The organism is Stenotrophomonas sp. P5_A8, assembly GCF_056400545.1.
The window spans coordinates 1-16,855 of record NZ_JBFULB010000055.1 but is presented as its reverse complement, the minus strand read 5'-3'; the positions used below and the strand labels follow the sequence as shown (position 1 = coordinate 16,855).

General features: G+C 66.5%; 18 protein-coding genes, 1 other RNA gene and 1 pseudogene. 10 read left to right on the top strand and 10 right to left on the bottom strand.

Annotation, left to right across the window (positions count from 1 at the left end):
- Positions 1–87: 87 nt before the first annotated feature.
- The 4 genes from dnaJ to hrcA form a co-directional block, all read right to left on the bottom strand.
- Positions 88–1,221 carry a molecular chaperone DnaJ gene (gene dnaJ / locus AC1DQP_RS06205; RefSeq protein WP_256774011.1) on the bottom strand — a complete coding sequence of 378 codons (1,134 nt, stop codon included), beginning with the start codon at positions 1,219–1,221 and terminating at the stop codon, positions 88–90.
- A 163-nt stretch (positions 1,222–1,384) separates the two neighbouring features.
- Positions 1,385–3,313 carry a molecular chaperone DnaK gene (dnaK, locus tag AC1DQP_RS06200; RefSeq protein WP_457320523.1) on the bottom strand — a complete coding sequence of 643 codons (1,929 nt, stop codon included), beginning with the start codon at positions 3,311–3,313 and terminating at the stop codon, positions 1,385–1,387.
- 145 nt (positions 3,314–3,458) lie between these two features.
- The gene (gene grpE / locus AC1DQP_RS06195; RefSeq protein ID WP_256774013.1) at positions 3,459–3,974 is read right to left on the bottom strand and encodes a nucleotide exchange factor GrpE; all 516 of its coding nucleotides are present in this window, start codon (positions 3,972–3,974) and stop codon (positions 3,459–3,461) included.
- An 83-nt stretch (positions 3,975–4,057) separates the two neighbouring features.
- Positions 4,058–5,125, bottom strand: a complete 1,068-nt coding sequence (hrcA, locus tag AC1DQP_RS06190) for a heat-inducible transcriptional repressor HrcA (RefSeq protein WP_256774014.1) — start codon at positions 5,123–5,125, stop codon at positions 4,058–4,060.
- Positions 5,126–5,264: 139 nt separating this feature from the next.
- On the opposite strand from hrcA, the gene recN reads away from it, so the two are divergent.
- A complete protein-coding gene (gene recN / locus AC1DQP_RS06185; RefSeq protein WP_478051268.1) occupies positions 5,265–6,926 on the top strand; it encodes a DNA repair protein RecN in 1,662 nt (553 codons plus the stop codon).
- 166 nt (positions 6,927–7,092) lie between these two features.
- Here the strand turns inward: recN and AC1DQP_RS06180 are convergent, their stop codons facing one another.
- Entirely contained in the window at positions 7,093–8,010 is a 918-nt protein-coding gene (locus tag AC1DQP_RS06180) for a LysR family transcriptional regulator (protein ID WP_478051267.1), read from the bottom strand.
- A gap of 96 nt (positions 8,011–8,106) precedes the next feature.
- Between AC1DQP_RS06180 and AC1DQP_RS06175 the strand changes: the two genes are divergently transcribed.
- Positions 8,107–9,354: an SGNH/GDSL hydrolase family protein gene (locus AC1DQP_RS06175; protein ID WP_457319986.1), complete on the top strand. Its 1,248-nt coding sequence runs from the start codon at positions 8,107–8,109 to the stop codon at positions 9,352–9,354.
- 84 nt (positions 9,355–9,438) lie between these two features.
- Here AC1DQP_RS06175 and fur read toward each other — a convergent pair whose 3' ends face one another.
- Positions 9,439–9,855, bottom strand: a complete 417-nt coding sequence (gene fur, locus AC1DQP_RS06170) for a ferric iron uptake transcriptional regulator (RefSeq protein WP_312239326.1) — start codon at positions 9,853–9,855, stop codon at positions 9,439–9,441.
- A 103-nt stretch (positions 9,856–9,958) separates the two neighbouring features.
- Between fur and AC1DQP_RS06165 the strand changes: the two genes are divergently transcribed.
- The gene (locus AC1DQP_RS06165) at positions 9,959–10,354 is read left to right on the top strand and encodes an outer membrane protein assembly factor BamE (RefSeq protein WP_256774019.1); all 396 of its coding nucleotides are present in this window, start codon (positions 9,959–9,961) and stop codon (positions 10,352–10,354) included.
- Between the two features lie 17 nt (positions 10,355–10,371).
- Here AC1DQP_RS06165 and AC1DQP_RS06160 read toward each other — a convergent pair whose 3' ends face one another.
- A complete protein-coding gene (locus AC1DQP_RS06160) occupies positions 10,372–10,632 on the bottom strand; it encodes an RnfH family protein (RefSeq protein WP_256774020.1) in 261 nt (86 codons plus the stop codon).
- A 3-nt stretch (positions 10,633–10,635) separates the two neighbouring features.
- The gene (locus AC1DQP_RS06155) at positions 10,636–11,064 is read right to left on the bottom strand and encodes a type II toxin-antitoxin system RatA family toxin (protein ID WP_256774021.1); all 429 of its coding nucleotides are present in this window, start codon (positions 11,062–11,064) and stop codon (positions 10,636–10,638) included.
- A gap of 60 nt (positions 11,065–11,124) precedes the next feature.
- Here AC1DQP_RS06155 and smpB point away from each other — a divergent pair, with 60 nt between their 5' ends.
- From smpB to ssrA, 4 genes are all read left to right on the top strand, one after another.
- Positions 11,125–11,628, top strand: coding sequence for an SsrA-binding protein SmpB (gene smpB, locus AC1DQP_RS06150; protein ID WP_256774022.1), 504 nt, complete (start codon positions 11,125–11,127; stop codon positions 11,626–11,628).
- Between the two features lie 11 nt (positions 11,629–11,639).
- The gene (locus tag AC1DQP_RS06145; protein ID WP_457321784.1) at positions 11,640–12,056 is read left to right on the top strand and encodes a GNAT family N-acetyltransferase; all 417 of its coding nucleotides are present in this window, start codon (positions 11,640–11,642) and stop codon (positions 12,054–12,056) included.
- Between the two features lie 100 nt (positions 12,057–12,156).
- Positions 12,157–12,516, top strand: coding sequence for a hypothetical protein (locus AC1DQP_RS06140; protein WP_256774024.1), 360 nt, complete (start codon positions 12,157–12,159; stop codon positions 12,514–12,516).
- Between the two features lie 130 nt (positions 12,517–12,646).
- Positions 12,647–13,049: a transfer-messenger RNA gene (gene ssrA / locus AC1DQP_RS06135) on the top strand.
- Positions 13,050–13,113: 64 nt separating this feature from the next.
- On the opposite strand, the gene AC1DQP_RS06130 is transcribed toward ssrA, so the two are convergent.
- Entirely contained in the window at positions 13,114–14,325 is a 1,212-nt protein-coding gene (locus AC1DQP_RS06130) for a cytochrome P450 (protein WP_478051266.1), read from the bottom strand.
- Positions 14,326–14,662: 337 nt separating this feature from the next.
- Here AC1DQP_RS06130 and AC1DQP_RS06125 point away from each other — a divergent pair, with 337 nt between their 5' ends.
- Positions 14,663–15,586, top strand: coding sequence for a metallophosphoesterase (locus AC1DQP_RS06125; RefSeq protein WP_478051265.1), 924 nt, complete (start codon positions 14,663–14,665; stop codon positions 15,584–15,586).
- Positions 15,587–15,601: 15 nt separating this feature from the next.
- Here the strand turns inward: AC1DQP_RS06125 and AC1DQP_RS06120 are convergent, their stop codons facing one another.
- Positions 15,602–15,913, bottom strand: coding sequence for a hypothetical protein (locus AC1DQP_RS06120; RefSeq protein ID WP_478051264.1), 312 nt, complete (start codon positions 15,911–15,913; stop codon positions 15,602–15,604).
- A gap of 170 nt (positions 15,914–16,083) precedes the next feature.
- Between AC1DQP_RS06120 and AC1DQP_RS06115 the strand changes: the two genes are divergently transcribed.
- Positions 16,084–16,494 carry a g-type lysozyme inhibitor gene (locus tag AC1DQP_RS06115; protein WP_457319690.1) on the top strand — a complete coding sequence of 137 codons (411 nt, stop codon included), beginning with the start codon at positions 16,084–16,086 and terminating at the stop codon, positions 16,492–16,494.
- A 55-nt stretch (positions 16,495–16,549) separates the two neighbouring features.
- A pseudogene (locus AC1DQP_RS06110) lies at positions 16,550–16,855 on the top strand (hypothetical protein); the annotation flags it as partial.

Genomic DNA, 16,855 nt, shown 5'->3' with positions numbered 1-16,855 from the left:
CCCACGGGGTGGCTCTACCCGGCGACGGACAAAAAAGGCCCGCTGTCACCAGCGGGCCTTCGTCACATCCGTTGAATCGCCGGTCGCTTACGAGGTCATCCGATCCCAGAAACCCTTCACGCCGTCGATGAACGTCGCCGACTTCGGCGAGTGCTTGCGCGCTTCTTCGCCGGTGAAGGTGGTTTCGAACTGCTCCAGCAGCTTGCGCTGCTCAGGGGTCAGGTTGACCGGGGTTTCCACCACCACGCGGCAGTACAGATCGCCTTCGCTGCGACTGCGCACCGAGCGCACGCCCTTGCCGCGCAGGCGGAACAGCTTGCCGGTCTGGGTTTCGGCCGGGATGCGGATTTCCGCGTACCCGCCCAGGGTGGCCACGCGCACGGTGTCGCCCAACGCAGCCTGCGAGATGCGGATCGGCACTTCGCAATGCAGATCGTCGCCGTCGCGCTGGAAGATCGCGTGCTCGCGCACCCGCACTTCCACGTACAGATCGCCCGGCGGCGTACCGGCCGGACCAGCCTCGCCTTCGCCGGACAAGCGGATGCGGTCGCCGCTGTCGACGCCCGCGGGCACCTTCACCGACAACACCTTGTCTTCCTCCACACGGCCATTGCCGTGGCAGGTCTTGCACGGGGTCTGGATGATCTTGCCGCGCCCGTTGCAGTTGTGGCACGCCTGCTGCATCGCAAAGATGCCGCGCTGGATGCGCACCTGGCCGTGGCCATGGCACACGCTGCAGGTATCGACCTTGCCGTCTTCGGAGCCACTGCCGTTGCAGTCGTCGCATTCGGCCAACGTCGGGATCTCGATGCGGCGTTCCACGCCCATCACCGCTTCTTCCAGGTCCAGCTCCATCACATAGCCGACATCGGCGCCGCGACGGGCCTGGCGCTGGCCACCACCACCGGCACCGCCGAAGATGTTGCCGAAGATGTCACCGAAGATATCGCCCATGTCCGGGCCGCCGGGACCACCGCCACCGCCGCCCATGCCGTGCTCGAATGCAGCATGGCCGTGGGCGTCGTACATGCGGCGCTTGTTGCTGTCGGACAGGGTTTCGTAGGCTTCCTTGCACTCCTTGAAGGAGGCTTCGGCCGCGCTGTCGCCCGGGTTGCGGTCCGGGTGGAACTTCATCGCGCAACGGCGATAGGACTTCTTCAGTTCTTCTTCGGTCGCGGTGCGGGAAACGCCCAGCACTTCGTAATAGTCACGCTTGCTCATAGGGTTGAATCGGGTTCCGGTGGTCGGGATTCGTCAAAGCGGAAGAGCGGAACCAGGTCCGCTCTTTCGCCGGGGCGCCCCGACAAACCGCAGGCGGCTGCCAGGACCTAAGGGGAAACAAGCACGGGACGTTGCCTGCGCAACGTCCCGCATCCTGTCCGGATCAGGACTTCTTGTCGTCCTTCACTTCGGTGAACTCGGCGTCGACCACATCGTCGTGCGCGCCGGCGTTGGCACCGGCATCCGCGCCCGGCGCCGCACCGCCCTGCTCGGCCGCGGCCGAGGCGGCGAACAATGCCTGGCCGGCTTCTTCAAGAACCTTCGACTTGGCTTCGATCTGCGCCTTGTCGTCGCCCTTCATCGCCGTTTCCAGGTCGGCCAGGGCCGACTCGACCTTGCCGATCACATCGCCACCGACCTTGCTGCCGTGCTCGGTGATCGCGGTACGGGTACCATGGATCAGCGCGTCGGCCTGGTTGCGGGCCTGGACCAGCTCATGGAACTTCTTGTCTTCTTCGCGGTTGGCTTCGGCATCGGCGACCATGCGCGCGATCTCGTCCTCGGACAGACCCGAACCGGCCTTGATTTCGACCTTCTGTTCCTTGTTGGTCTTCTTGTCCTTGGCCGACACGTGCAGGATGCCGTTGGCGTCGATGTCGAAGGACACTTCCACCTGCGGCATGCCACGCGGGGACGGCTCGATGCCGGACAGGTCGAACTTGGCCAGCGACTTGTTGAAGCGGGCCTGCTCGCGCTCACCCTGCAGCACGTGCACGGTCACGGCCGACTGGTTGTCCTCGGCGGTGGAGAACACCTGCGAGGCCTTGGTCGGGATGGTGGTGTTCTTCTCGATGATCTTGGTGAACACGCCGCCCATGGTTTCGATACCCAGCGACAGCGGGGTCACGTCCAGCAGCAGCACGTCCTTGACGTCGCCGCCCAGCACGCCGCCCTGGATCGCCGCACCCAGTGCCACGGCTTCGTCCGGGTTGACGTCCTTGCGCGGTTCCTTGCCGAAGAACTCGGTCACCGCCTGCTGCACCTTCGGCATGCGTGTCTGGCCACCGACCAGGATCACTTCGCTGATGTCGCTCGAGCGCAGGCCGGCGTCGTTCAACGCCACGCGGCACGGCTCGATCGACTTCTTGATCAGCTCTTCCACCAGCGCTTCCAGCTTGGCGCGGGTCAGCTTGATGTTCAGGTGCTTCGGACCGGAGGCGTCGGCGGTGACGTACGGCAGGTTCACTTCGGTCTGCTGGGCGCTGGACAGCTCGATCTTGGCGCGCTCGGCCGCATCCTTCAGGCGCTGCAGGGCCAACGGGTCCTTGCGCAGGTCGATGCCCTGGTCCTTGTTGAACTCGTCGACGAGGTACTCGATGACGCGGTTGTCGAAGTCTTCGCCGCCCAGGAAGGTGTCGCCGTTGGTGGCCAGCACTTCGAACTGCTTCTCACCGTCGACGTTGGCGATCTCGATCACCGACACGTCGAAGGTGCCGCCGCCCAGGTCGTACACCACGATCTTGCGATCCTTGTTGTCGCCCTTGTCCAGGCCATAGGCCAGCGCGGCCGCGGTCGGCTCGTTGATGATGCGCTTGACGTCCAGGCCGGCGATGCGGCCGGCGTCCTTGGTGGCCTGGCGCTGGCTGTCGTTGAAGTAGGCCGGCACGGTGATCACCGCCTCGGTGACGGTCTCACCCAGGAAGGCTTCGGCGGTCTTCTTCATCTTCTCCAGCACGCGGGCGGAGATTTCCTGCGGCGCCATCTTCTTGGCGTCGCTGGTCTGCACCCAGGCGTCGCCGTTGTCGTGGGCCAGGATGCCGTAGGGCACGTGCGCGATGTCCTTCTGGACTTCAGCGTCGGTGAACTTGCGGCCGATCAGGCGCTTGACGGCGTAGAAGGTGTTCTTCGGGTTGGTGACGGCCTGGCGCTTGGCCGAGGCACCCACCAGTACTTCGCCGTCCTTGGTGTAGGCGACGATGGAAGGCGTGGTGCGGTCGCCTTCGGCATTTTCGATGACGCGGGCCTTGCCGCCGTCCATGATCGCCACACACGAGTTGGTGGTGCCGAGGTCGATACCAATGATCTTGCCCATGAGGGAGACTCCTGAAAGTTCTGGGAACATCCGGCTGCTGCCGGGTTATGAATGGGATGTGGGGGACGGCTGGACTACATTCAAGCCACCCACCAAACACTGTGTCCGGTGGAAGCGCAACGCATTCAGCGTCGCGCAAGCCGGGTCAATCGCGGGCGACCACGACCAGCGCCGGGCGCAGCAGGCGATCGTTGAGCAGGTAACCCTTCTGGAACACCTGCACCACGCTGCCGGGCGCCGCGCCGGGCGCGTCGACCTGGCTGATCGCCTGGTGGTGGTCCGGGTTGAAGGCCTGGCCGGTCGGGTCGAGCAGGGTCAGGCCGTTGTCGGCGGCAACCTTGAGCAGCTGCTTGTAGGTCAGCTCCAGGCCTTCGCGCAGCGGGCTGGGCTCGGCACCGGCGGCACTCAGGCCGGCGTCGAGGCTGTCGAAGACCGGCAGCAGCTCGCCCAGCAGCTTTTCATTGGCGAAGCGGCGCGCCTGTTCCACGTCGCGGGCCACGCGCTTGCGCTGGTTGTCCAGGTCGGCGCGTTCGCGCAGCGACTCGGCACGCAGCAGGGCGACCTCGTTGTGCAGGCTGTCCAGCTGCTGCTGCAGGGACGGCTCGGCAGCCGGCTCACCGGCGGGATTCTGGGATGCGATATCGGGCTGATCTTGGTTCATTTCCGGATCCTTGGCGGTGACTCTCCGCCTCCACCCACCCCTATGTGGGCGCGGGGTGCGGATTCAAGAGTCCAATGCCAGGTTTATGCGCGATCGCGGGACAATCCGCCGCCCGCCGGGTCGCCCAGCGCGGCGCCCAGCACCTGCGCGGTAGCCTCCACCAGCGGAATCATGCGGTCATACGCCATCCGCTTCGGGCCGATCACCCCGAGCACGCCCAGTACCTGGCCGCCGGCCGAGTACGGCGCGGTGACCAGCGAGACCCCCTCCAGCGGCATCACCCCGGTCTCTTCGCCGATGAAGATGCGCACGCCCGGGGCCTGGATGGTGCGCTCGAGCAGCTGCAGGATCTCGCGCTTGCTGGCAAACACATCGAACAGCTCGCGCAGACGCTCCAGGTCGGACAGGTCCTGCACCCCCATCAAGCGGGTCGCCCCGGCCAGCACCATGTCATCGGCCGGCGGCACCATCGCCTGCTCGGCCAGTTCGATGCTGTGCGCCAGCAGCTGCTCCATTTCCGACTGCGCATCGCGCAGCTCCAGCAGCAGCCGCGCACGGATCTCGGCCAGCGGCCGGCCCGCGCAGTTGGCATTGAGGTAGTTGGCGACCTGCTCCAGCTCGCCTGGACCGAAGGCACGGCGCGGCTCGATCACCCGGTTCTGCACTTCGTTGTCGGCAAATACCAGGATCGCCAGCACGCGGCCGGCATCGAGTGCCACGAAATCGATGTGGCGGAAGGCGAACTGCTCGCGGCGCGGGGCGCTGACCACCCCGACAAAGTGGCTCATCGCCGACAGCAGCTCCGACGCACTGCCGAGCAGCGCCTGGGTGCCGGTGCCGGTGGCCAGCTCGCTGCGCAGCCGGCTCAGTTCGCCCTCGCCCGGCGGCTGCATCTTGACCAGGCTGTCCACGAACACCCGGTAGCCGTGCGCGGTGGGCACCCGGCCGGCCGAGGTATGCGGCGAACTGAGCAGGCCCAGGTCTTCCAGGTCGCCGAGGATGTTGCGGATGGTCGCCGGGCTGACATCCAGCCCGGCCAGTCGCGCCAGCGTCTGCGACCCCACCGGCTCGCCGTCCTGGATATGGCGCGCGATCAGCGTCCGCAGCAGATGGCGGGCGCGGGGAGCGAGATGGGTGGCGGAGGGGTGCATGGAATCAGCCTGTGAGACGCAACACTAGATAATGGCGATGGGGCCCGTTGGCAAGCCATCGGTACATCACGATTGATATCCGCGCATTGGAGCCGCCCCTCACCCATGCTAGCGTTGCGCGGCTCGAGAACAGACAACCATGCTCAAACATCTATCGATCAAGGATTTTGCCGTCGTCCGCGCTACCGAACTCGAATTCGGGCCGGGCATGACCGTGGTTTCCGGCGAGACCGGCGCGGGCAAGTCGCTGATGGTCGACGCGCTGGGCTTCCTGTCCGGCCTGCGCGCCGACAGCGGCGTGGTCCGCCACGGCGCCGCCCGCGCGGAACTGTCGGCCGAATTCGCCCCCGGCGAAGACGCCCCGGCGCGGCGCTGGCTGCGCGAGAATGAACTGGACGACGAGGACCAGTGCCAGCTGCGCCGGATCATCCGTGCCGACGGCGGCTCGCGCGCCTGGATCAACGGGCGCCCGGTCACCCTCACCCAGCTGACCGAGCTGGCGTCCACGCTGGTGGAAATCCATGGCCAGCACGAACAGCAGGCGCTGCTCGCGCGGCCCTCGCAGCTGGCCCTGCTGGACGCGTTCGCGCGCAACGAGACCGAGCGCGGCCAGGTCCGCCAGGCCGCCGCACGCTGGCAGGCGCTGGTGGACGAGGCCGAATCGCTGTCGCGCCAGGGCGATGTCAGCGACCGCATCGGCTACCTGGAACACCAGTTGGGCGAGCTGCAGCGCGAGGATCTGGAACCGGCCTCGATCGCCCAGCTGGGCAGCAGCCACCGCCGCCAGGCCCACGCCAGCGCGCTGATCGCCGCCTGCGACGTGGCCGTGGCGCGCCTGAACGGCGATGAAGACACCTCCGCGCTGCAGCTGCTGCAGCAGACCCGCCACGAGCTGGCGCGGGTGGCCGAACACGATCCGCGCCTGGGCGAGGTCGATGCCCTGCTCGACAGCGCCGCCATCCAGCTGGACGAGGCACTGGCGCTGCTGGACCGCGTCCACGACGACCTGGACGCCGACCCGGAACAGTTCGAGGACATCGAGCGCCGGCTTGGTCGCCTGCACGACCTGGCGCGCAAGCACCGGGTGCCGATGGAAGCGCTGGGCGAGCACCGCGACGCGATGGAAGCAGAGGTCGAGCAGCTGCGCGGCGCCGACACCCGGCTGCAGGCGCTGGCCGGCGAGATCGATCGCGCCGCCGGCCAGTGGCAGACCGTGGCCGAGGTGCTGAGCAAGAGCCGCCGCGAGGCCGCCAAGGCGCTGTCGGACACCACCACCACCCTGATCGGCGAGCTGGGCATGGGCGGCGGGCAGTTCCTGATCGACCTCGAGCCGCAGACCGTGGTCAAGCCGGACCCGAACGGCGCCGAGCGGGTCGAGTTCCTGGTCGCCGCCAATGCAGGGCAGCCGCCGCGCGCCCTGCGCAAGGTCGCCTCCGGCGGTGAACTGTCACGTATTTCGCTGGCCATCGAGGTGGCCGCGCTGGGCCTGGACGCGGTGCCGACCATGGTCTTCGACGAAGTCGATTCGGGCATCGGCGGCGCGGTGGCCGACATCGTCGGGCACAAGCTGCGCGCCCTCGGCGAGAAGCGCCAGGTGTTGTGCGTCACCCACTTGCCGCAGGTCGCGTCCAAAGGCCACGCGCATTACCGGGTCAGCAAGGCGCCGGTGGACGGCATGACCYAGAGCGCGGTGGAGAAGCTGGACCCCAAGGCCCGCGAGGAAGAACTTGCCCGGATGCTGGGCGGGGTGGAAGTCAGCAAGGAAGCCCGCGCGGCCGCCCGCAAGCTGCTGCAGGTTTGAGGGCAGGTACCGACCCACGGTCGGTACCCGCCGCTGGCCGGTTCCGCACGCCCCCCAACATACCTCGCGTAATGCGCAGGCCGCCGGCCGGGTCCGGATACACCCGACGCACCGCGGGTCTCGTCGGACGCTGGCTGGCGCCTTGCGTTGCCGCGCCCCGCGGCCATTACCCCAACGGGCGGGACAGATCCACCCGTTCCACCAGGAAATCCAGCAACGCGCGCACCCGCAGCGGCAGGTAACCGCCCTGCCCTTGKAACACCGCGTGCACCTCTTCCAGATCGCCCGGGTTGGCGTGCTCCAACACCGGTAGGAGCCGCCCGGCGGCGATGTCGTCCTGAACCTGGAACGCCGCCAGCCGCGCCATCCCCACCCCGCCCAGCACCAGCCGCCGCAACGCCTCGCCGTCGCTGGCCCGTGCACTGCCCTGGGTGGCTACCACCCGCCGCTGCCCGTCCACCATCAGCGGCCATCCGGACTGCGCGCGCGGGTGGCCGATATCGAGCCGGTTGTGCGCCAGCAGTGCATCGGCCGTCGCCGGCAGGCCGTGGCGGAGGGCATACGCCGGTGCCGCCACGATCACCATCGGCGTCGCCCCCAGCAGCCGCGCCACCAGGCGGGAATTCTTCAGCGGCCCGGCGCGCACGGCCACGTCGGTGCGCTGCTCCAGCAGATCGATCACCTCGTCGGTCAGCACCAGATCCACGCCCACCTGCGGATGCCGGGCGAGGAAGTCCGGCAACAGCGGCAGCAGGAAGTGGTGCCCGAACGGCACATTGGCATTCACCCGCAGTCGCCCGCGCGGCTCGGCATGGGCACTGGCGCAGCGCTCGGCCTCGTCCAGGTCGGCCAGCACCCGCAGCCCCCGCTCGTAGAAGGTGCAGCCCTCCGGCGTGAGCTGCAACTGGCGGGTCGAGCGTTGCAGCAGGCGCGCGCCCAGCCGCTGCTCCAGCCGCGACACCAGCTTGCTGACCGCCGACGGGCTCAGCTCCAGCGAGCGCGCCGCCGCCGAGAAACCGCCGGTTTCGATGACCCGGACGAACACTTCCAGTTCGCCGGAACGGTTGATATCGGTGCCTGCCATGGGATGAATCCAGTTCACAGATGATTGTCCGCACGCAGTCTAGTTCACAGATGCGGCGCGGATCACCATGGCCGTCCCCACCCGACGGATCGCCCGATGAATGCACTCACCCGCCTTGCCGCCACGGCCCTGCTTACTGCCACCACCACCGTAGCCGCAGCGCCTCCCGCCCGCTGGGTGGCCAGCTGGCAGGCCAGCCCGCAGCCCGTGTGGGGCGCGGATTTTCTGTTCCCCACAGGCATTCCCGCGCAGTTGGACGCACAGACCGTCCGCCAGACCGCGCGCCTGAGCCTCGGCGGGAATCAGCTACGGGTGCGCCTGAGCAATGCCTACGGCGACCAGCCGGTCCGGATCAGCGCCGCGAGCGTTGCCGCCGCGCCCGGACAGGTGCCGATGGCCCTCGCCTTCGATGGCCAGGCCGAGGTGGTCATCGCCCCCGGCCAGGAGCGCCTGAGTGACCCGCTTGGGCTGGTCACCAGCGCCCTGCAGGCCGTACAGGTCAGCGTGTACATCCCGGATCGGCTGCGCCTGCGCACCTTCCATTGGGATGGCCGGCAAACCGCGCTGATCGGCTCCGGCGACCAGACCCGCGCGCCGGTGCTGGCGCCCACCTCGACCACCACCGCGCGCCTGTTCCTGACCGGCATCGAGGTCCAGGCCGGCGCCACCGCACGCAGCGTGGTGGTGATCGGCGACTCGATCACCGATGGCGCCACCGCCAGCCTGGACCGCGACCAGCGCTGGACCGATCACCTGGCGGCGCGGCTGGCGCCACGCGGCGTGGCCGTCGTCAATGCCGGCATCTCCGGCGGCCGGCTGTTGCGCGATGGCATGGGTGACGCGGCCGTCTCCCGCGTCCAGCGCGACGCGCTCGACCCGTCCGGCGTGGCCAGCGTGATCGCGCTGATCGGCATCAACGACATCGCCTGGCCCGGCACCGCCTTCGCCCGCGGACAGGTGGCGCCGACGCTGGCCGAGCTGCAGGCCGGCTACCGGCACCTGGTCGAGCGCGCACATGCCCGCGGCGTACGCATCCTCGGCGCCACCCTGCCGCCGTTCGCCGGTGCCCTCCCCGGCACCCCGCTGGACGACTACTACCAGCCGGACAAGGACGCCCTGCGCCACCAGCTCAACGCCTGGCTACGCAACGACGGCCCGTTCGATGCGGTGATCGATCTTGACGCGGCCCTGCGCGATCCCTGCCATCCCGAGCGGCTGGCACCTGCCTTCGATTCCGGCGATCACCTGCACCCGGGCGATGCCGGCAACCGGGCAATGGCCGACGCGGTGGACTTGGACGCTCTGCTCCCGGACGTTGCACCCGTCACCGCCACCGCGCGCTGAAACGCAAAAACCCCGGGCCAGGGCCCGGGGTCCGGTGAAGCGCGGTGCGGGTCGGCGGCGGCCTGACGACCGGCCGCCGGGCCATTACCGACGCTTCTTGCGTACGTACAGGACGAGCGAGTGCTCTTCCAGCTCGTAGCCGTGTTCGGTGGCGATCTTGCGCTGAAGTTCTTCGATCTCGTGGCTTTCGAACTCGATGATCTTGCCGGTGTCCACGTCGACCATATGGTCGTGGTGGCCGCCGCGATCAAGTTCATAGACGGCCTGCCCGCCTTCGAAGTTGTGCTTCAGCACCAGGCCGGCGGCCTCGAACTGGGTCAGCACGCGATACACCGTGGCCAGCCCGATCTCGTCGCCGTGCTCCAGGAGCTGGCGGTAGATGTCTTCGGCGGTCATGTGGTGCTGGTGGTTCTGGGCATTGCGCTGTTCGAGCAACGCCAGGATCCGCATCCGCGGATGGGTCACCTTCAGGCCGACTTTGCGCAGGTCGTGGGTTTCCATAGTTCTCCGTTCATTGGCGATTTAGCGCCAGCTGCCTCGGATTGGGTCGCGGCGACGCGTCGTGAGTGTATCATCGACTGGATTTCCCCAAACGCCCTTTCCGATGCGCAAACTCCTGCTGGTCGCCGCCGTTGCCCTGTCCACCACGGGCTGCGGCATCATCTATAAGCAACCCATCTATCAGGGCAACCTGATCCGGGAGCAGGCCGTCGGTCAGCTGCAGGCGGGCCAGAGCAAGCAGCAGGTCACCGCGCTGCTCGGCACCCCCTCGATCCCGGACCCGTTCCACGCCCAGCGCTGGGATTACACCGCCAGCCAGCGCGTGAACCGCCTCGGCCAGACCGAAGTGAAGAACTTCACCGTCTACTTCGAGAACGATGTGGTTACCCGTTGGGAGGGCGAGTACTTCGCCAACAACGACGCCGACCTGGCCAAGACCACGGTGCGCCAGTTCGGCCGCAACCTGGCCAAGGACAAGAAGAAGCGCGGCGGCCGCTGAGGCCACCGCCACGTTCTTCAGCTGCCGGCGCGGGCGCGTCGGCGGCGGTTGTCCTTCGGATCGGCCAGCAACGGGCGCAGCAGCTCGACCCGGTCCCCATCGCACAGCGTCTGGGTGGGCCTGGCCAGCAGCCCATGCACGGCCACGGCCGGGCACTGCTCACTGCCCTCCAGCGCGGCGGCGGCAATGGCGTCGGCCACCGTGGCGGTATCGGGCAACTGCAGCTGGCGTGATGCCACCCGATCCGGCCAGGCCAGCACCACTTCCACTGCGATCACCGCTCAGTCCTGCCCATCGGCGACGCGGACGAAATCATTGACCATGCGGTCGGCCAAGCCCTGGAAGCCCAGTGCCAGCGCCGGGCCCAGCAGTCGCGAGTTCGGTTCGAACTCCAGGGTCAGGGTCACCTTGCAGGCGTCCTCGGCCAGCGCATGGAAGTCCCAGCGCCCATGCAGGCGCTTGAACGGGCCATCGCGCAGCTGCATGTCGATGCTGCTGGGACGTTGCAGGGTGTTTTCGGTCATGAACCAGGTCGAGAACGAGCCCAACCCAAGGTCCAGGCGCGCCACCAGGCGGTCCGGACCGGATTCCAGGATCTGCGACGCCGAGCACCAGCGGAACCGGCGCGGATAGGCATCGATATCATTGACCAGATCGAACATACGGGCAGCCGAATGTTCGACCAGGGCACTACGGCGGATAGTTGGCATGCGGCAATACTGTGTGCTGATGAATCGACCGGGGAGGCCCGAATCGGAGACAATACGGACATGAGCAAGAACAGCGGCAAGGATAAAGCAAACAACGCGACGGCCAACAAAACCATCGCGCTCAACAAGCGTGCCCGCCACGAGTACCACATCGAAGACCGTTTCGAGGCCGGCCTGGCGTTGCAGGGCTGGGAGGTCAAGTCGATCCGCGCCGGGCGCGGCAACATCATCGATGCGTACGCCTACGTGCGTGATGGCGAGATCTATCTGATCGGCGCGCAGATCACCCCGTTGATCCAGGCCTCCTCCCACGTGGTGGCCAACGACCGTCGCGAGCGCAAGCTGCTCCTGCATCGCAACGAGATCGACAAGCTGATCGGCAAGGTCCAGCGCGACGGCTACACGATCGTGCCGACGGCGATGTACTGGAGCAAGAACAAGATCAAGCTCGAGATCGCACTGGCCAAGGGCAAGCAGACCCACGACAAGCGCGACGCCGAGAAGGACCGCGACTGGGCGCGCGAGAAGTCGCGCACCATGCGCCGCCACAACCGCGACGCGTGATGGAGCGCACGGTGCGCGCGCCGTGCATCCAGCCGGCCAGTGCCGAGGACACCCGGGCGGTGTTCGCCGGCCTGCTCGCCTTCAACCAGGCCGCCAGTGGCGATGCCCTGGACGAACAGCCGGTCAACCGCGTGATCCACGATGCCGCCGGCCAGGCCGTGGCCGGCATCGCCGCCGATGTCTGCGGTGGCTGGCTGATGGTGCATGCGCTGTGGGTAGACCAAACCCAGCGTGGCCGGGGTCTTGGCCAGGCGCTGCTGGCCGATGCAGAGCAGCAGGCCCGGGCGCTGGGCGCGCACGCCGTGACCCTGGATACCTTCTCCTGGCAGGCCGAGGGCTTCTACCTCAAGCAGGGCTATGCGGTGTTCGGTCGGCTGCAGGGCTTCCCGCCCGGCCACGAGCGCCTGTACCTGCGCAAGCCGCTTTAGCGCCCCCGCCCTTCCCGCAAACCGTCCCGGCAGCAGGTTGTTTCCCCTCCGAGGCGCGCAGCTGTCAGAATCCCCGCATTGATACGGAAAGGATCCGCGCGTGACCCTCGAACATACCCCGGAGCCGGTGCAGACGGCCGACGAACTGACCACCCTGCGTGCCGACGTGGCCGCGCTGGAGTTCATCTTTGACGAACTCGCCCGCGCCATGGACCCCGCCGCGCTGCTCAAGGTGCTGACCTACCTGATCCGCAACGCCAAGCGCGCTGCGTCGGAGAACCAGAGCTACGACAGCCTGGAGCACCGTCGGCTGGTTGCCCAGGTGGAATCGCTGATGGCACGGGCCGAACCCCAGGCCAAGAAGCAGGCGATGACCGTGCGCAACGAGCACAATCGGGTGCGCAAGGAAAAGGCCCGCCACCAGGCCGACAGCCGTCGCCAGCAGGAAGGCAAGCGCTGATTCCCCTCCGCTGGGCACCGGGCAAGGCAGGAGTGGCCGTGCACCGTGACTGTTCAGCTGAATTGGAGTAGCATCGAGCCCGTCAAGTAGCGTCTGGGTCGCCAGATGTGTTGCGGTTCTTGAAGAAACCGGGGGTGCATTGGTTTCGACGGGGGTTGTGAAGTTACTTGGTGCATGCCGAGGGGGCAGCTTTCCTCGTTAATCCAGCAGCAAACTTTTAGTTGCCAACGACGACAACTACGGTTCGAACGACTTCGCAATCGCTGCCTAAAAACAGCTTTAGCGTTTAGTTCTACAGCCGCCTAAGGCGAACCCCCGAACCTACTTGTGCCCGTGCTCGTAGATGTAGGGTCATTATCACGGAACCGGTTGTGATGGCTGCCTGTCAGTCACGACTTAACTAAAGCAGGCTGGTCCTGGGGTGCGCTTTGCACACCGTGCTGCCACAGGATGAGATCCAACGGTGAGCTAAGCATGTAGTACCGGGGATGGAGTGCCTTCGGACGGCGGTTCAATTCCGCCCACCTCCACCATACGACCGGCCCTTCGGGGCCGGAAAGAAGCCGGAAGTTCCTGGTGACAGGACTTCCGGCTTTTTTATTGCCTTGAAAACGTGCCGTGCAGCGCAGCCGGGATGGCAAATCCGTCCATCCGCACCTCGGGCCGATAGCGGGCGGAGGGCGTGAACCGATACTCGCGCGCCAGCAACGCGCACAGCAGGATCAATTGCGCATTGCCCACCGCCGAGCCCACGCACGAGCGCGACGGGAAGCCGTACGGCACGTAGATGCCGGCAGTGCGCCGACGACGCTCCGGCAACCAGCGGTCCGGATCGAAGACCTGCGGATGGTCCCAGTACTTTTCAGAGCGATGTTGGATGTAGGAGCTGAGTTCGTACACGCTACCCTCGGGTATCGCGTGCCCGTCCGCCTCCAGGTCGCACACCGCGACGCGGCGGTTATTGAACGGCGTCGAATACAGCCGCATCACTTCTTTCAGGAAGCGCATCGTGCACGGAATGCGTGCCATCGGCAGTGCGTGGATCTGCGCGTCCGACAGCGGCTCGAATTCCGCCTCGATCTTCTCGCGCCACTCCGGGTGCATCTGCATGGCCAGTAGAAGGCACGCCGCCATCATGCCCGGTACGCCGGAAATGGCGATCAACTGCACGGTGACCAGATAGGTGACTTTATCCAWCCCGATACGGTCGCGCAGTCCAAGCAGCGGCTGCGCATAATCAAGATGAGAATGGCCATCGCGCAGCCGGCGCTGGAGTTCTGCGTGTATCGCGCGCGACTCACAGCGGCCGATGAAGAAGTTGCGCAGCAGATCGCGCGTGTGGATCACCTGCTCCACCTGCGTGGTGAAGCGCAACTGCATCGCACGCTGCACGGCGGCCTGTTCCTTGCCGCTGAGTCCGTTGATGACCAGTGGAATCAGCGGGAAGGACATCGTGTTCCAGATGGCCGGCATCGCATCGGCCTCGATACCGCAGACCGCGTCGAGTGCGATGCGCATCCTGCCCTGCAGGGCGCAGAGCGTGTCCGGGCCCGTCAATTCGGCGCTGCAGGCGGCTATGAGGCTACGCACTTCGGACCAGCGCACGCGCTGATGGCGGCGAAACAGATCGGACAGCGATTCGACGACGAACAACTGCTCGGCGTTTTCCTTGTCGACCCGGCCGGCGAGCTCGGGGCAAAACACGCCGACGCCGCCGGTGTCCAGTTTCAACACCGGACCTTCGCGTTCAACGCGGGCGGCCAGGCGCTCGGCGGCCACGCCGCCTTGCTGTTGCGACATCCCTTCCATGCATGTCTCCGKCAAGAAGGGACTCGAAGACGAGTCCCTTCGTCTTGCTACCGTTCAAACCCGTAAAATCAAYGGGGAATCAAAACTCGATCCAGATCGGCCAGGTATTCCACACACTACTTTTCTCGTTCGGATGAATATTGAGGCTGACGCGCAATGCTCGGGCGAATCGTTTCATTTTCGATCCTTTGATTGCTGTGTGGTTTGCCAGGATTATCCTGACCAGCGCTTGATAACACAGGTAAATGGCAGTGTCCATTCGCGCGACTGGAATGTGCATGCATCACATTTTAACCACTGCCCCCAGCGAACCGGCACTGACCGCTAGAATGGAGAAATGGCACACGACATCATTGGCGATATTCACGGTCAGGCGGGGAAGCTCAAAGCGTTGCTCAAACAGCTGGGTTACCGCGAGCGCATGGGCGCCTGGCGGCATCCGGCACGTACGGCGCGGTTCGTGGGCGACCTGATTGATCGCGGCCCTGGGCAGCTGGAAACGCTGGAGATCGTCCGGCGCATGGTCGATGCGGGCAGCGCCGAGGCGATCATGGGCAATCATGAGTTCAATGGCATTGCCTATGCAACGCGGGACCCCGCGCAGCCGGGCCACTACCTGCGGGCACGCGGCCAGAGCAACCATGACCAGCATCGCGCCTTCCTCAACGAGGTGACGCTGGACAGTGCACTACACCGGGAATGGATCCAGTGGTTCATGACCCTGCCGCTGTGGATCGAAACCGACCAGTTGCGCCTGGTGCACGCCTGCTGGCACCCGCCCTCGATGGCGGTCATTGCCGATCAGCTCGGGGTGGGTAACACGCTCACGCCGGAACTGCTGGTGGCGGCATCACGCAAAGACAGCGCGGCGTTCGTGGCGGTGGAAGCGATCTGCAAGGGCCTGGAGATCGAGCTGCCCGCCCCGATCACCTTCACGGACAAGCAGGGCATTGTCCGACAGCGGACGCGGGTGCGCTGGTGGGATGACACGGCCTCGACCTACCGCACTGCGGCGCTGATCGGCCGCGATGCGGGTCAATTGCCGGAGACACCGATTCCAGACAGCGCCATCGCGCGCTACGACCAGGCCAAACCGGTCTTCTTCGGGCATTACTGGTTCAGCGGAAACCCGGGCGTCATCTCCGCCAAGGCGTGCTGCGTGGACTACAGCGCAGCACTGGAAAGCGAGCCGCTGGTGGCCTACCGCTTCGACGGCGAGGATGCGCTGTCGAACGACAAGCTGGTGGCCGTTCGGGCGTAGCCGCCCGCCCCACCCTCACGGCAACGTGAACTTCCGCGCCATCCGCAGCGGCCACACCGAGGTGAACTGGGCACCGCCAACCAGGCGGTAGGCCGCCGAAACGCTGTGCAGGACACCCAACCGCTCCAGCACGTCCTTGGTGCGCCGGAAGGTCGGGCGCGGATCGGCCGTGAACATGAACAGGTTGATTTCCTTGGCACTGACGTCATAGCCGTCCAGCGTCGCCGCCTTGCCCAGCGCGGTGGTCAGCTCGGCCTCCAGCGTGGCCAGGAACGCCTCGTCGTCCAGCGACTTTCGCCAGAACTTGATCACAAGCTGATAATCCATCGGCGCCGGCCTGTCGTTCTATAAGGGAACCGCCAAGGTTACCCCTCCTTGGCGCGTCATGCGCCGTCGAGTCGGGGYGGCGCCCAATCTGCCGGCCCCATCGACAAGCCCTTGATGCCCTGGCGATCATGCTCGGCCGGACGCCCAAGCCCGGGCCCGCGAGAACTGCGATGAAACCCTTCCGCTTGCTGCTGTTGTCTTCCCTGCTCGCACTGACCCCGGCCCTGGCCACCGCGGCCGACAAGGTCACCACCACACCGGTGCACTTCACCAAGGGCGCCAGCAGCGCCACGCTGCGTGGCACGCTTTCCGGCTATGACACAGTCCGCTACACCGTGTCGGCACGCGCCGGCCAGACCATGACAGTGACGGTGGGCGGCAGCGCCAATGCCAGCTTCAATGTGTTCGCCCCTGGCGTGGTCCCCGGCCAGGGTGAGGCGCTGGGCAGCAACGATGAGAAGCGGCGCTGGTCCGGCACCCTGCCCGCCTCGGGCACCTACGTGGTGCAGGTCTACCAGATGCGGGCGCAGGCGCGCCGTGGCGAGAAGGCACCGCATACGCTGACCGTCGCCATCCGCTGACCGCAGTGCCGGGCCCGCCCGGCGCTGTCGGCGCCTTCATCGCAGGGACCTTGGGATGGACTTCCTCAAACTGCTTCGATCGCTGGAAGAGTTTCTCTACGAGCTCTGCACCTGGTTCCTGTTTTTCCCGCGCACGCTGTACCGGGTGATCGTGCATCCACGGCGGATGGCGCAGTACGTCACTACCGAGCTGACCCAGAAGCTGGACAAGCAGTTCGACGATGCGATCAGTCCGCCGATGTTCCTCATGCTGGCGGTGCTGGTGGCGCACGGGGTGGAGTTGCTGATGCACCAGCAGATCGTCGGCACCGGGCAGTTGTCGCGCACGGTGTTCGGCAACGAGGAAAGTCTGTTGCTGTAC

Coding starts and splice junctions, on each gene's coding strand:
- dnaJ (WP_256774011.1), bottom strand. CDS start 1,221: ATGAGCAAGCGTGACTATTACGAAGTGCTGGGCGTTTCCCGCACCGCG.
- dnaK (WP_457320523.1), bottom strand. CDS start 3,313: ATGGGCAAGATCATTGGTATCGACCTCGGCACCACCAACTCGTGTGTG.
- grpE (WP_256774013.1), bottom strand. CDS start 3,974: ATGAACCAAGATCAGCCCGATATCGCATCCCAGAATCCCGCCGGTGAG.
- hrcA (WP_256774014.1), bottom strand. CDS start 5,125: ATGCACCCCTCCGCCACCCATCTCGCTCCCCGCGCCCGCCATCTGCTG.
- AC1DQP_RS06175 (WP_457319986.1), top strand. CDS start 8,107: ATGAATGCACTCACCCGCCTTGCCGCCACGGCCCTGCTTACTGCCACC.
- fur (WP_312239326.1), bottom strand. CDS start 9,855: ATGGAAACCCACGACCTGCGCAAAGTCGGCCTGAAGGTGACCCATCCG.
- AC1DQP_RS06165 (WP_256774019.1), top strand. CDS start 9,959: ATGCGCAAACTCCTGCTGGTCGCCGCCGTTGCCCTGTCCACCACGGGC.
- AC1DQP_RS06155 (WP_256774021.1), bottom strand. CDS start 11,064: ATGCCAACTATCCGCCGTAGTGCCCTGGTCGAACATTCGGCTGCCCGT.
- smpB (WP_256774022.1), top strand. CDS start 11,125: ATGAGCAAGAACAGCGGCAAGGATAAAGCAAACAACGCGACGGCCAAC.
- AC1DQP_RS06125 (WP_478051265.1), top strand. CDS start 14,663: ATGGCACACGACATCATTGGCGATATTCACGGTCAGGCGGGGAAGCTC.
- AC1DQP_RS06120 (WP_478051264.1), bottom strand. CDS start 15,913: ATGGATTATCAGCTTGTGATCAAGTTCTGGCGAAAGTCGCTGGACGAC.
- AC1DQP_RS06115 (WP_457319690.1), top strand. CDS start 16,084: ATGAAACCCTTCCGCTTGCTGCTGTTGTCTTCCCTGCTCGCACTGACC.